General features: G+C 40.4%; 13 protein-coding genes and 1 tRNA gene. 5 read left to right on the top strand and 9 right to left on the bottom strand.

Features of this window, described 5'->3' with window-relative positions:
- Positions 1-3 precede the first annotated feature (3 nt).
- Entirely contained in the window at positions 4-1,356 is a 1,353-nt protein-coding gene (locus ABD676_RS15445) for a RagB/SusD family nutrient uptake outer membrane protein (protein WP_165894410.1), read from the top strand.
- Between the two features lie 147 nt (positions 1,357-1,503).
- On the opposite strand, the gene ABD676_RS15440 is transcribed toward ABD676_RS15445, so the two are convergent.
- The 5 genes from ABD676_RS15440 to ABD676_RS15420 all read right to left on the bottom strand — a co-directional run bounded on the left by ABD676_RS15440 (position 1,504) and on the right by ABD676_RS15420 (position 5,713).
- On the bottom strand, positions 1,504-1,836 hold the full coding sequence (locus ABD676_RS15440) for a hypothetical protein (protein WP_144038129.1): 333 nt from the start codon (positions 1,834-1,836) through the stop codon (positions 1,504-1,506).
- 70 nt (positions 1,837-1,906) lie between these two features.
- Positions 1,907-2,251 (bottom strand): hypothetical protein, encoded by a 345-nt coding sequence (locus ABD676_RS15435; protein ID WP_344675638.1) that lies wholly within the window; start codon positions 2,249-2,251, stop codon positions 1,907-1,909.
- A gap of 404 nt (positions 2,252-2,655) precedes the next feature.
- The gene (locus ABD676_RS15430) at positions 2,656-3,609 is read right to left on the bottom strand and encodes a helix-turn-helix domain-containing protein (RefSeq protein WP_344675637.1); all 954 of its coding nucleotides are present in this window, start codon (positions 3,607-3,609) and stop codon (positions 2,656-2,658) included.
- Between the two features lie 472 nt (positions 3,610-4,081).
- Complete coding sequence (locus ABD676_RS15425) at positions 4,082-5,392, bottom strand: site-specific integrase (RefSeq protein ID WP_344675636.1); 1,311 nt, start codon at positions 5,390-5,392, stop codon at positions 4,082-4,084.
- Between the two features lie 249 nt (positions 5,393-5,641).
- Positions 5,642-5,713, bottom strand: a tRNA-Glu gene (locus ABD676_RS15420).
- A 113-nt stretch (positions 5,714-5,826) separates the two neighbouring features.
- Here ABD676_RS15420 and ABD676_RS15415 point away from each other — a divergent pair.
- Positions 5,827-8,310 carry a family 20 glycosylhydrolase gene (locus ABD676_RS15415; protein ID WP_344675635.1) on the top strand — a complete coding sequence of 828 codons (2,484 nt, stop codon included), beginning with the start codon at positions 5,827-5,829 and terminating at the stop codon, positions 8,308-8,310.
- 92 nt (positions 8,311-8,402) lie between these two features.
- Here the strand turns inward: ABD676_RS15415 and ABD676_RS15410 are convergent, their stop codons facing one another.
- The 4 genes from ABD676_RS15410 to ABD676_RS15395 form a co-directional block, all read right to left on the bottom strand.
- Positions 8,403-9,122 carry a hypothetical protein gene (locus ABD676_RS15410; protein ID WP_344675634.1) on the bottom strand — a complete coding sequence of 240 codons (720 nt, stop codon included), beginning with the start codon at positions 9,120-9,122 and terminating at the stop codon, positions 8,403-8,405.
- A gap of 201 nt (positions 9,123-9,323) precedes the next feature.
- Complete coding sequence (gene ribH / locus ABD676_RS15405; RefSeq protein ID WP_344675633.1) at positions 9,324-9,812, bottom strand: 6,7-dimethyl-8-ribityllumazine synthase; 489 nt, start codon at positions 9,810-9,812, stop codon at positions 9,324-9,326.
- A 63-nt stretch (positions 9,813-9,875) separates the two neighbouring features.
- Entirely contained in the window at positions 9,876-10,550 is a 675-nt protein-coding gene (locus ABD676_RS15400; protein WP_344675632.1) for a tetratricopeptide repeat protein, read from the bottom strand.
- Positions 10,551-10,633: 83 nt separating this feature from the next.
- Positions 10,634-12,559, bottom strand: a complete 1,926-nt coding sequence (locus tag ABD676_RS15395; protein ID WP_344675631.1) for a polysaccharide biosynthesis protein — start codon at positions 12,557-12,559, stop codon at positions 10,634-10,636.
- 130 nt (positions 12,560-12,689) lie between these two features.
- Here ABD676_RS15395 and ABD676_RS15390 point away from each other — a divergent pair, with 130 nt between their 5' ends.
- From ABD676_RS15390 to ABD676_RS15380, 3 genes are read left to right on the top strand one after another with little or no spacing between them, the layout of a single operon-like run.
- Positions 12,690-13,901 (top strand): alanine dehydrogenase, encoded by a 1,212-nt coding sequence (locus ABD676_RS15390; RefSeq protein ID WP_344675630.1) that lies wholly within the window; start codon positions 12,690-12,692, stop codon positions 13,899-13,901.
- Between the two features lie 5 nt (positions 13,902-13,906).
- A complete protein-coding gene (locus ABD676_RS15385; protein WP_344675629.1) occupies positions 13,907-14,377 on the top strand; it encodes an alpha/beta hydrolase in 471 nt (156 codons plus the stop codon).
- Complete coding sequence (locus ABD676_RS15380) at positions 14,370-14,771, top strand: alpha/beta hydrolase family protein (RefSeq protein WP_344675628.1); 402 nt, start codon at positions 14,370-14,372, stop codon at positions 14,769-14,771. Before ABD676_RS15385 ends, ABD676_RS15380 begins: the two co-directional genes overlap by 8 nt.
- Position 14,772: the final 1 nt, after the last annotated feature.

Here is a 14,772-nt window from a genome sequence, read left to right as displayed (position 1 = left end):
TATATGAACAATAGAATAAAGTATTTTGCTGCCTTTTTGGTCATAATAGCCATGACAGGCTGTGAAAAGTTTCTGGAGGAAAAGCCTGATCAGAAACTTGCTACAATAACCACTATCAGGGACATGCAGGCCGTATTGGACGATTATGCTACGCTTAACTATACCGACCCGGCAATGGGTGAGGTGTGTGGTGACAACTACTATATGACCGATGTTGTTTTTAACGCGCGTGACGAGTACGATAGAAATCTATATGTTTGGGCATCTGCAAATATATTTAAGCCACAATACAATGCTTGGACAAACATCTATGCGCAGGTTAATGTGGCCAATAACATTCTGCAAGCTGTCGCGGATAATTCTACTATCATCAACGACAATGATGCTCTTGCAGGAATTTCGGCTCAGGCGTATTTTTTCAGGGGCAGGGCTTTTTTCAATGCACTTGGGATTTGGAGCATGCCATATAACAAGGCTACGGCCGAAACATTGCCCGGTATCCCTCTTCGGTTGAATGCCGATTTCAACGAGCCATCTACCCGTCAAAGTATCGCCGATGGTTATGATCAGGCGCTTGCCGATCTGAAGAAGAGCGCTCAGTTTTTACCGGATGTTGTTCCTTCCCCTACCAGACCTTCTAAGGCTGCGGCTTATGGAATGCTGTCCCGTGTATATCTGCAAATGAGGGATTATATTGCAGCAGGGGAATATGCAGATAGTTGTTTACGGTTCCAGCATCGTCTATTGGATTACAATACACTTACAATCACTGTCAATTTCCCGTTGCCTCATCTAAACGAGGAGGTGATCTTCGAGAGCAGGGTGGCAACGGTAGGACCTATTGTACAGAGTAGGGCACTCATTAATCCTGTGCTATATGATATGTACCATACAGATGACTTACGTAAGTTGGCATTTTTTCGCGCCAGCGGCACTTCCTATATTTTTAAAGGTAGTTATCAGGCTGGAGCGACTCTGTTCAATGGTATTACTACGGCCGAAATGTTGCTGACACGAGCCGAATGCAAAGCAAGGGATGGAAAGGTTAATGAAGCCTTAGATGATCTTAACCTTCTTTTGCAGTATAGGTACCGTACAGGTACATTTGTTCCGACATTGGCAACTTCATCCCTCGAAGCGTTGGAAATAATTAAAGACGAGCGACGGAAAGAATTGGCATTCAGAAGTATGAGATGGCTGGATATTAAACGTTATAATGAGGAGGGGGATGGCATTACGCTCAGCAGGACCATAGATGGAAAGGTCTATAAACTTGAGCCACAGAGCAAGGGTTATGCTCTGCCAATCCCAGAGGATGTAATTGCGCTTAGTGGCATGCAGCAAAATGAACGCTGATAAATCGATTGCCAAGAAATTACACGATTAAAGTGGTGTCCAAAAAATACGGACACCACAATTTTTCTACATATCACAACATCGCTTTAAGTACATGCTTAGAGTTAAACATCTCTCTTCTTAGAAAGCCCAAGCAAAATAGCACTTTTAGTTTGATTTGGTATGTAAAGCGGCAGCCGTTACAGCAGCCTCATTAGGAAAGTTGGTTGACAAGTATGTGTTTAGTTTTGCTTGGGTATCTATACTTTCGTCAACCTGTATTACACAAGGCATTTCCTCCCCATCATCACAACCAGGTGCACTTGGATTAGTAATTTGAGTATAATTAAACCCAGATCTAGCACCGACTTGGGTGTTGAGATCATATCTCCAATATGTAAAAGTTGCTTTTTTTGCTTTAAAAGCACTTACACTAAACATAAGGCCGAACGCTAATCCAAGCGCCACAAGGCCAAACATTAATTTCTTTAGATTTTTCACGTTATTGATCTTAAAGTTAGATTTTATAGTAGCGAAGACAAAGGACAACTTTATTTTCACATACTATTTTTTAGGGTTGTCTTTTAGCAGACCTCGCTGAAGACCATTGTATCCAGATACGTTGGCTTTCATTTCCCGGATAGTTCTTGCAGCTATCCGGGTATATCGTAAATACCGTAAATTTACGTCGGTGGACAATTCTTCTAGAAACTCTCTTCTGGGCTAAGGCAATCCGACAAGGTGATTTTTCCTGTTTGATGACTTTCATCACCAAGGTAATGACCATGGATATCCGCAAGAACAGGACATGCAGCTCCATCCATAGGGATCGGTACAGATTCTCCATTCGATGCGGGAAACCTGTCTTTTTTTCTTTCGCTGTGCCTTTACTGTCCATTGCATTCATTTTTAACATTGACCATTTGCCTACTGTTCAGCAGGGCAGCCTTGGCCCCACCTGCCCGATTAGGCTTGTCTGCACTTTATCGATGTAACCCTCGTCCCTGTGTCCCGACATCCGAACTTGTCCAGATGCGTATCGGCGGATATAAATAGCTGGTCTCACTGCCTTTTGCTACCCTGTCTGGAACTCTGCCATCGGGAAAGATGGTGTGGAGCCTGATACGCCTGCCATATCTTGAATCTCTCGAAAGAGAAAAATTGTTCAAGCTTACTTAACAAAGTTCAACATCGTTTTTGATGTAGAGGTAGAAAAAAACTTACCAAAAAGCATTGTTTTTTATGAAAAATAGGGGCAAAAAAGTAAATTTTTTTCGGGTCGAGGATCTGTTGTTTATTGAAAATGACTTTAAAAGTACGTTAAATACACTCTGAAGGCGGAAAACCAAAGAATTTCTTGAACTGTATGCCAAAACTCCTGAAATCTGCGTATCCGACCAGCTGCCAGACTTCTGTTGGAGAGGAACTTTTTGAGAGAAGTAACTGCTTGGCCATTTGCATGCGTAACTGGATCAGATAGTTGTGCGGTGTGATCCCAAACTCGGCCTTGAAGGTTTCGATCAGTGTTTTTTCCGTAATGTTGAACCTATCCATCAATACTTTATTTGTCAGATCGGAACTCCTATAATTTTGATCCAGATTTTCTTTTATAAGGTAGGGACGGGCAGACATTTTTTTCTCGACAGCAAGCTGATAATGATACAGCACTCTTTTTGAATCGCGCAACAGGGCGGCTTCAAGATCCTTATCCTTTATCTCTGTCCTTCCAAGAAGCTTATCGAGACTTCGCTCCATCCCCTTTTCGATCCGGCAGGACGGCATGTGCCCGAATGGCAGGTTATCTTGTCCCATCTGATCTAGGAATGGCTCCAGTCTCGGATATTTCCCGATGTTCTTTGTCACCCATTCATTTCTGGGGATGATATAACAGAGGCGGTGTCTTCCTGCCGGTAAGGTGAACGAATACAGTCCCTGCCGGTTGTATGTAGCATAGCAGACGTCGCCTTTTGCTTCGGCGATATATTCTCCATCGTGCTTATGGAATAGGATATTCCCTTCCAACATAATAAAGAGGAACAGACTGGTATCCTCCATCAGGTAATCTGCTTGCAGGTCGGTATGTATATCAAATTCGACTACCTCAAGAAAGAAAAGAAAATGGCTGTAATACTGGCTGATGATTATACCTACATTGACATCTATTCGTTCTGCCTTAGCATAAGGCAAACAGTGCTTAGTCCACCGGGGTACGTTTCCAGTGATGTCTGTCACAACGGCGTGTGATCTGAACATATATTTTACCGTCCTTTTCATACCCGAATGCATTGAAAACCTTCAAAAAGGGGATTAAAGTTAAAAACAAAGGCGTGATCGGACAAATATTTTCGACGAAATGCCGTTCTACGACCAAGAACTCTTGCTGATACACCTTAAACCGATTATTAATATAAAAGTGATAGTCTCTACAGGATGCATATTTGTCATATCATCACCGGGTCCAAAAACTAGTGAAACGAGGGGCACGTTCACCCCCTCAGAATAAATATAAGGAGAATAAGGGAGCAAATCGATTTTTAAATGCTGCAATATATGACCGTTTTAAGATTTTGGTAAGTTAGCTATTTCTGACTGTCCCAAATAGGTCTGATCCTATTCATAATCACCGCTGGAGGCTACACCTTGTTTCGAGCCAAACGGCCAAGTAATAGAAGTAGTACCGGTCAAAAAAGAGGGTAAGCTGTAAAATAAAGCCACCCTCCTGACTATGCCGTTGCTGAGAATAATATTATCCCGCTTTATTACCTTTTAAACATGGCTGTAGCGATATATCCGGCATCTTTCCAAAAGCAGCCTTTGGCATTCTTGTATCATATTTCGATGTTTTATTACCGAGTGCCTCCTCCAGCTTGTCCATGTCACGACCTATCCGTGTATCCAGTAGTTTGGCGTAATGCTGGGTGGTCTTGATATCCGTGTGACCGAGCATCTTGGCTACGGTTTCAATTGGCACATCATTGGAAAGGGTAACCGTTGTGGCAAAAGTATGCCTAGCCATGTGGAAGGTCAGTTTCTTGGTAATACCACATAGGTCTGCGATTTCCTTGAGGTAACTGTTCATCTTTTGGTTACTCAGGACTGGAAGAAGTTTACCTTTGGAAACAGGGGGTGCATAATCACTGTAGCGTGAAAGGATTTCCAGTGCCTTTGGCAATATGGGAATGTTCGATGCGGTCTCTGTTTTCTCCCGGTTGGTGAATATCCAGAGCTTTCCTCCGAAACCTCGTCCGATATCATCATCAGAAAGTTTTTTGACATCGGCGTAGGATAGCCCCGTGTAGCAGCAGAACACAAAGATGTCACGCACATGTGCCAATCTGGGAATAGTGAACAGCTTGCGTTCGATACGTTCCAGCTCGTCCTCGGTCAAAAATTCTTTTTCTTTCGCTTTGGCAGAATTCTTATAGAATGCAAAAGGATCTTCTGTAACCCATTTATGTGCTAAGCAAAGTTTGACGATCTTCCGCAGGTGCTTGATGTACTTGGCGGCGGAGACTTCCGAGCAGCCGAGTGCCGAGCGGAGGAAAAATTCATAACCGGCAACAAAAGCATGATCCATCTTTCGTACCTCAATATCCTTTAGGTTAAGACTTTCGTTCAGATACCGTTCGATATGGGAAAGGGAAGTGTTGTATCCCTTGAGTGTATTGGGCTTAAAACCTTTTCCTAATAGTGCTTTCATCTGCTCGTTGTGTTCAAGAAAAACAGTCAGCAATGTTTTTCGCGGGATATCCCTTCCGAGATATTTCATTTTAATGGATTCCGCGGTTATTTCCTCGCCACGTTTGGTCATTTGGAGATGGGTATCCGCTACCTTGTGTTCGAGGGTGTCCAGATAAGCGTTCAGTGTTTTAACGTCTTCTTTAGTTCCCTTGGCACGATTGGCCTTAGATATCCACTTTGTGGGATCGCACTCCCGTCCGGTGGATACCTCTTTCGGTATTCCATCCACGGTTATACGCAGATAGATCGGCTTTGGGCCGCTTACGTAATTTTTTGGTTTCTTCAGGTAGAAGAGCAAGGAATAATTTGTACTCATGATAGTATCATTTAAGTGAAACAAACTTAGCCTTGCAGCAGAACGAAATCAAGATGTCCAGTTTTTAAACAAGTTGTGAAACAGCGAGTTAAAACCTTTTCAGTGAGTAGCATAGATTAGAAAAATGACTCACCGAATGACTCACTTTTTTATAGGGAAAAATTGAAAGATTTGTAGATACCGATAAAACAAAAAACGCTGTAAACATTTAATTTACAGCGTTTTAGTATGTTTTGACTTTTAAGTGTGTAGCCCGTAGGGGAATCGAACCCCTGTTTCAAGAATGAAAATCTTGCGTCCTAACCCCTAGACGAACGGGCCGTTCTGTGTTTCGGTGTGCAAATATAGAATTAAGATCTTTATTAACAAAATTTTTTTAAGAAAAATCTTTCATTAACTTAATTTATCTGATTTTTTGCTAGATTACCATCATTATGAATCAATTAAAATCTTCATTATTGCTTATGCTAGCTCTTGGTTTGGGGACAAGTGCTGTTCATGCACAAAAGCTCCAGGTGAAATGGGATTTCGCCAGTGGTTACAACCATAACGATAACCGCCTGCTGAAATTGACCTTAGTGAATACTGATCAAAAGGCAATCCACTTAGATGCTTATAACCTTTGGTTTAATTCCATGTATCCAATTGAGAATACAGGAGGCAATAAAGCAACATTCAATGATCAGAGTGGAAACCTATATCGCGTAGACTTTAATGCTGGGACTACACTTCAGGTAAAGGACTCTTTGGTTTTGCATTATAAATCGCTTTATCCAATAACACATACTTCGCTTACACCAAATGGTTTTTACCTAAAGAGTAAGGGACAAACATCGGAAATCATCAATCTGGATCCGGTAGAGGTTACAGCGCTTCATGTTACAGCTCAGGAGGAGAATGCGCAGTTATCAGCATTGTTTGCCAAAAACAGTTTGCTGTATAAGGGAACTCCTCAACCAATTCTACCAATGCCTGCATCCTTTAAAATGAACAATGGATCATTCAAGGTTGGAAAGATCTGGGGAGTATATGAAGATCCTCAATTGAATTTATCGCAGCAGTCAGGATATGATTTGGCCTTTAGAACTTTAGACGTTGCTGGAGTAAAAGGACCTAAAAATGGTTCAGATGTCAGGGTATTACAGAATGCAGACTTGGCATCTGAGGCCTATGAGCTTCGCATAGATAAGTCAGGGATAGAGATTCAAACATCTACCGCTGCAGGTGCATTTTATGCAATTCAATCTTTGATTTCATTGGCCACTGCCGAGCAATTACAGGGAAAATCAGAATTGTCGTTCCCCTACGTAGAAATCAAAGACGCTCCTCGATTTGCCTATCGTGGATTCATGATGGATATTTCACGTAATTTCAAGGAGCTTTCGGTATTGAAGAAATACGTTGATCTTTTGGCTTCCTATAAGCTGAATAAATTTCACTTGCATTTTATTGATGATGAAGGATGGCGATTGGAGATACCATCGCTTCCTGAGTTGACAGAAATAGGTTCCAATCGTTCTGGCTCTTTTCAAGATGGGAACACCATTCCGCCGGCATATGGCTCAGGCGGTCATGCCGTTGGAAAGAATTATCTAAGCAAAAAGGAATTCCAAGAATTGCTGGAATATGCTGCAGATCGCTTTGTAACCATTATTCCGGAGATAGAGTCGCCTGGTCATGGTCGTGCTGCCATTAAGGCGATGGAAACACGTTATAACCGCTTGATGAAGGCTGGTAAACAGAAGGAAGCTGAGGAGTTTCTTTTGTATGAAGCAGCAGACAAGTCGGTTTATAATTCTGCCCAAAACTGGAGGGACAATGTGATGAACCCGGCATTGCCATCGGTATATCGTTTTATGGATGTGGTGCTGGATGACATCAAGAAGATGTATGAGGAAGTCGGCTTGGAATTGAAATTGGTTTCATTGGGTGGTGATGAGGTTCCTGCAGGATCTTGGGAGAAATCTCCTGCCGTACAAGAGCTGATGAAGAAAGAGGGAATGTCTACGGTTTATGAAGTTTGGCCGTATTATGTGAAGAAACTCCACGAAATCTGTGCTTCAAAGGGGATGGATATGGCAGGTTGGGAAGAGTTCGGTATGGTCAATAAAGGACAAGGCATGGTTGTCAATGAGGAATTAGCTCATTTGAACTTGCATTTGGATGTATGGAACAATGTAATTGGGGGTGGACAAGAGGATTTAGCCTATAAATTGGCTAATGCAGGTTATAAAACAGTGTTTACTTCTTCTGCTAACTATTATTTGGATATGGTTTGGGACAAGGATTTCCGTGAGCCTGGTTTAAAATGGGCTTCCATTACAGACCTTTATCAGTCTTATGCCTTGTTACCGGATGCTTTTTTTGCCAATATGAAGCATATGGATGCGGGAAAGAAATTAGAAGATGCTTATTTAGCTAAGAAAGTACGCCTCACAGAAAAAGGTAGATCCAATCTGATCGGATTGAAAGCTGCATTATGGGCGGAGACAGTCTTGACTGCTGATCGCTTGGATTATATGATATTACCACGTCTTTTTGCTTTAGCTGAGCGTGCTTGGGCACCTAAGGAAGCTTGGGAGGGTGAGCAGACTTTTGATCAAGCTAAATTTGAAAAGGCATACCGTAACTTTGCGCATAAGGTAGGATCGCAGGAACTACCTAAGCTTGATAAGTTGCATGGTGGATTCAAATACCGTTTGCCATCTGTAGGTGTTATGGCTGAGAAGGGAAGTATTCATGCCAATGTCGAATATCCTGGATTTAAAATTGTCTATACATTGGATGGGTCTAATCCGACAAGTTCTAGTCAAGAGTTTCCAAGTGGTGGGATTCAAGCCAAGAACGGCATGGTTGTGAAATTGGCTACAGTAGATGCGAATGGCCGTATTGGACGTATTAGTACTTATACGAGGTAGATCGGTTCAAGTTTTACCATACACAGACAACGGGCTTCAAGATTTCTTGAAGCCCGTTGTCTGTTTAATATTTCTCTTAATCTTAAAAGCTCCTAGAAGCTGTTAAATTTAGCCGGTTCCATTTCGGTGAAGCTAGCTACCTTTTGGTAGGAGATACTGTCTCCTGAAGCTTTAAAAATAGTCGGAAGGACAAGTCCATTGCCGATGTCCTTGTAGCCATTGACAGTATAGCTCTTATCGTCCATGTCAATGCGTTTAATCAATCCTGATTCTTCATTTACATAAACTGATCCTCGACCGCCTAAGAAATTAGCGAAATCTACCTTTTGTAATTTTTCGGCATTGATGATTTTGCTTTCTGATGGATTGTTCAAGGAAGAAGAAGCGATACTAGCAGGCAATGATAAGACCTTTAGGTCGATGTTGTATTGATCAATTAAGTCAGGCAACAGACCTCGGTAATCTTGTGCAGCTATTTCGGTTCCATTCTCGTCGAAGATGTGGATCAACTTCTGATTCGGTACATTGAAAATCGCGACAACATTGTTGCGGTTTAAGGTACCTTCAAAGCGGACCATTCCACTTTGTTTGTCCAATAAGAATTTACGGTTTCCGGTGATACTAGCGTGTTGGCTGTTTCCAGAAACGGTAAACATGATGTATTTCGTACTTTCCCATTTGCTTTTACCTCCTGCGGCATTCCATATCTTGTCGGCGATGTTCTTGGTTTGCGCCATGAGCATCGATGGACAAAGACTGACTACGCTGAGGAGCAGGCAGAAATAGTACATGATATTTGTTTTCTGTTTCATTTTCTGATTGTTTAATGCTGAGTTTGGCATGGTTGCCGAACAAACATGATGTTAAGCCTAGGCTTTGCGTGAAGTTTGCAAAGGAAAGGTAGGACATGGTTTAGTAGCACATGGAATAACCTCCGGTAATTCAACCGATTTATCCATGAATACGATTAACTCACTTTGTTTCATAACCTTAGCTAATCAAAAACGATACCATTAATATTTTAGGTTGATAAGGGCCATTTGTATTGCCGTAATGGCAGCTTCCTCACCTTTGTTTCCATGTTTGCCACCAGCACGATCAAGTGCTTGTTCTTGGTTATCTGTAGTTAAAACACCAAAAATAACAGGTGTATCGTGTTTTATACCTACTTGAGCTAATCCACTGGCAACTCCCTGACAGATAAAATCAAAGTGACGGGTTTCTCCTTGAATAACACATCCTAAAGTGATGACAGCATGAAGATTCTGGTCTCTTAACGCAATATCACTACCGGCAATAAGTTCATAACTTCCAGGAACTTCAATGAGTTTGATGTTTTCTTCTTTAGCGCCATGGTCTAATAAACCCTTATAAGCACCATTTAATAAAGCACCAGTAATCTCTGCATTCCATTGCGATACAACGATAGCAAATTTTAGGTTTTCAGCATTCCCAACCTGTATATGGGAGAAGTCGGATAGATTCTTTAAGCTACTTGACATATTCGATTGTAAATAAAAAGGGCTACCAATGGTAGCCCTCAAAGATAATCAATTTTTTTAGGATTACTGTTTCGCTTGAACGCGTGCTAAGAAGCTGTCAATCGTAGTTGATTCAGCACTTTGCGGGTATTCATCACGAATGCGTTGGTAAGAAGTTTCCGCATTTTTGTAATCACCAAGTTCTTCATAAACTAAGCCCAATTTCTTTAAGAACAATGGGGTAGTATATACGTTTTTCGATTTGTCAGCTGCTTTTTTGTAGTAGTTAGCTGCTTTATCGTAAATTTTTTCTTCGGAATAAGCATCGCCCAAAAGACCGATTACCAATGGATCTAGAATTTCAGAACCAGTCTCTGAATATTGCTCTAAATACTTGATTGCTTCTTTAAAGTTTTTCTGACGAAGGTAAAGACCTCCTAAGTAAGCATTAGCAATATTTGCAGACTTCGTGTTGGAGAATTCATCAGCGATAGCTTTGAATCCTGGCGCTGTACCATCACCATCAATAGCTAATTTCTGTAAGGAATCAATCGCTACGAATTGCTCTGCATGGTACATTTTATTTGCTGCCTGCTCTGCACGAGGTGCTAAATATAATTTTTGGTATCCAATGTATAACAAGATCAAAATAACGATACCTGCTATGATAAAGGTGATACTCTTTTCGTTTTCTTGGAAAAATGATCTCTTCACAGCTGGTCTGTTACTGGAAGAAATGTTCTGATTATTTTGTGACATTCTTAGTTTTAATAGATTACGGAACGCAAAAATACACTTTTAAAGAATACTTGCAATATATTAACAAAAATATTTAAGTCTCCTTAATGATTTATGGCGCTGAGTTTTTCTTTGTCTAATTGTTCATAAATGGAATTCTGACTGACAAATTCTGGTACCATGACTTTCATTTGTCGCACAATATCCAAGTTGTTATGACTATCCAATGCTTTGGATAGGGTTATAATTTCTTTCTTAACCAATTCAAAATCATTCTCACGAACTTTCGCAATCATGATCTTTTCATGGTGGGTAGTAATGGTGTTCTCCAAGTCATTCAGTAACTCTTCATACAGCTTTTCTCCTGGACGAAGACCAGTGAATTTAATTTCGATATCCTTGAAAGGAACATAGCCTGATAAACGAATCATCTTCTTGGCTAAATCAACAATCTTTACTGACTTACCCATATCAAATACAAAGATCTCTCCACCATGCCCCATATTTCCGGCTTCAATTACTAACTGGCAAGCCTCAGGGATGGTCATGAAATAACGGGTAATATCAGGGTGGGTCACTGTAACAGGGCCACCTTTTTCAATTTGATCTCTAAATCTTGGGATAACAGAACCATTTGAACCCAACACGTTTCCAAAGCGTGTGGTGATAAAACGAGTAGGCTTCATATTATCCTGTGCCGTTAGGAACTCATTAAGCGATTGTACGTACTTTTCAGCGATACGCTTTGTCGCTCCCATAATATTGGTTGGATTCACTGCTTTATCCGTCGAGACAAATACAAATTTTTGAATATCGAATTCTACAGCTAAGTTGGCTAAAAGATATGTTCCGAAGACATTGGTTTTAACCCCCTCACTTGGGTGATTTTCCATCATAGGCACGTGCTTGTACGCAGCAGCATGATACACGTAATGTGGTTTGAAAGTCTCAAACAATTGACGCATTCTTTGCTCGCTTCGTATATCGGCTATGAAGGTATGGTAAATCTGATTCTTGTAAAGATCTTGTAAATCCAGCTGTAAGTTGTGTAAAGGCGATTCCGCTTGATCACACAAGATAATCATCTGTGGCTCATACTTACTTAACTGCTTTGATATTTCCGAACCAATTGATCCAGCAGCACCAGTAACCAATACACGCTTTCCACGCAATTGATCAAATAGCTTTTCATTGGAAATTTGAATAGGAGCACGCTCCAGCAAGTCCTCAATCTTGATCTGTTTAATCTGTGCAGGAGATAAATCTCCATTCATGATTTTATTAACAGGGGGTAGGGTCAGAACAGTCACATTGTGCTCCAAGGCAATATCGATAATCATGTCCTTACATTCGATATCGATATTGGATGATGCAATGATTAATTCGTCAATCCCATACTTCTTGATCATTCTAGGGAATTCCTTCGAGCTGAAAATCTTTAATCCATCAATGGATTTACCGATTTTCTCTTCGTTATCATCAATATAAGCTACAATGGTTTTCTCTGAACGGAAATCATGTTCAAAAGTACGTTTTACAGCGATTCCTAAATCTCCGGCTCCATATACCACAGCGTTCTTTCGGCCATTACGGGTAGACTTTGTGTATTGGAAGAAAATCTTGATACATGTTCTATAAGTCGTTAATCCAGTAAAGGCAAATAACGAATAGATAATGATTAGATTTATCGGGATATTTAAAGGAACATGAAGAGCAATAAAGAGTAATTTGGCAATGAACATTACTATTGCCGTAAATACAATTGTTGATAAGATTCGAATGGAATCTACCGCACTGGTGTAGCGTACTATACCACTGTATAACCTAAATACCAAGAATGAAAAGGCCGTCAAGGTCATACAAAATAGGAACTCCACTGCGAAGTCAGTACTAGAGAAAGATTCTAAGTGAAAGTTGTTGTAAAGTATGAAAGCGAATATAAAAGCAAATGCCGAAATAGCAATGTCGAAACTAAAAATTATCCATCTAGGAACAATCTTTATGTGATTCAAAGGCTTTAGTAGTTTCATCGTAAAAGGTTAGTTTGCAAACTTACGATTTATTGTTTCTAATATCTGATTAATTATCAAATATAATCCTTTACGGGTGTTATTTTGAAATAATATTGTGTATTTTTAACTTAACTTATTTTTTGTGTAAATGATAAATGTGTCCAAATTAGCTCAAGAAGGTGTCTTACAACCCCAGGAAGCACTACTAAGCAGAGGAAAGAAAAAAGGTCAATTAACCATCGGCATACCCAAGGAAAGCTCCTTTCAAGAAAATAGAATTGCATTAACACCATTATCTGTAGGATTATTACTAGAGAATGGTCATCGGGTTATTTTAGAGCATGATGCCGGGAAAGCCTCTAACTTTTTGGATCACCACTATAGCGAACAAGGGGCACAAATCGTTTATGATAAAAAGGAAGTCTTCCAGGCGGATATTGTCATCAAAGTTTCCAGTCCAACTATGCAAGAAGTGGAGATGATGAAAAATCGTCAAGTACTTTTTAGTTCTCAACAGCCTAGTCTTATGGATTTGGATGTATTGAAAGCATTGATGAAGAAACAAGTGACAGCTTTGTCCTTTGAGTATTTGCAGGATGAAGGTGGTCATTTATCGGTTGTTCGTGCCATGAGTGAAATTGTTGGTGCTACATCAGTCTTGATTGCCGCAGAATATTTATCCAATGTGTTTGATGGAAAGGGTTTGATGTTGGGTGGTGTGACAGGAGTTCCTCCAACCGAGATGGTTATTATCGGTGCAGGCACTGTTGGTGAATTTGCCGCCAGAACAGCAATTGCTTTAGGGGCACAGGTGAAAGTATTCGATAGTTCAGTATATCGATTAAGACGTTTGCAAAGTAATGTGGGCAGTCGTGTATTTACCTCAATTATACAACCTATTGTACTGAATAAAGCTGTAAAATCCTGTGATGTGGTGATTGGTGCTGTTCGAGCAAAGAATGGTAGAACGCCATGTTTAATATCCGAAGATACTGTTTCGAAGATGAAACCTAATTCGGTATTGATTGATGTCAGTATCGATCAAGGTGGTTGTTTTGAGACGTCAGAAGTGACTAATCACGATAAACCGATATTTAAGAAATACGATGTGATACACTATTGTGTTCCGAATATTGCTTCTCGAGTAGCACGTACCGCTACTTATGCATTAACGAATATATTTACACCAATCTTATTGGAAATAGGGGAGTCTGGAGGAATGAACAATATGATCTGGGCCAATCAAGGTATTCGCAGTGCGATTTACTTATATCATGGTAATTTGACCAACAAAGATATGAGCGATAAATTTAACTTGCCATGTAAGGATCTCAACCTGATTGTAATGGCTAACCTTTAAAACCTATGAAGCAGTTTCTAGTAATTTTAATGAGTATAATGACGATACATGCGATAGCACAGGAAAAGGGGCAGATTCACTATTTATATTCTGCAGATGAAATTCCTGGATCTACAATGAAGCAAACAGAATTAGAGGAAAAGGATAAACCTAAGCTATTCGCTTATACGGATGTCGATAAAGTTGCAGAAGATATTGTGTTTTTAGTTATTCCAGGTGGAGGATATGGACGAGTTGCGATTAATCATGAAGGACATGATGTGGCAAAACGACTGGAGAGCTTAGGTTATGCAGCCTATGTATTGGATTATCGCTTGCCTAAGAAAGAAACAATGATCGATAAGCGCTTTGGTCCATTGCAGGATGCTCAGCAAGCCATGTTGCTGATTCGGAAACAATTTCCTAAAAAGAGATTGGCTGTAATAGGTTTTTCTGCTGGAGGACATTTGGCAGCAACTTTATCTAATTTTGCCTAAACGTTTCACCATTAAAGGAGCTAAGGCTTCCGATTTACAACCTGATATTTCCGTGCTCTGTTATCCCGTAATAAGCATGGAGGATGGTGTTACACATCAAGGTTCTAAACAAAATCTTATTGGACCTGATGCTACTAGCGTAGATACGGACTTGTTTTCCATAGAAAAGCAAGTGTCCAAAAAAACACCTCCTACCTTTTTGATGAGTGCCAAGGATGATAAGACCGTGCCTATTGAGAATACGTATCGTTATAAAGCTTCTTTAGATAAGTTTAAGATCCCAAATGAGTTGCTTACTTATGAGTTGGGAGGTCATGGCTTTGGACTCAAAAACAAAACCAGTGATGTGGATTGGTTTGCGGCCATGATAAAATGGCTTGAAACGCTAAAATAAG

This window comes from Sphingobacterium kyonggiense (assembly GCF_039536825.1).
Classification (GTDB): domain Bacteria; phylum Bacteroidota; class Bacteroidia; order Sphingobacteriales; family Sphingobacteriaceae; genus Sphingobacterium; species Sphingobacterium kyonggiense.
Note: the sequence above shows the minus strand (reverse complement) of the source record. Positions and strands in the feature narration are given on the sequence as shown.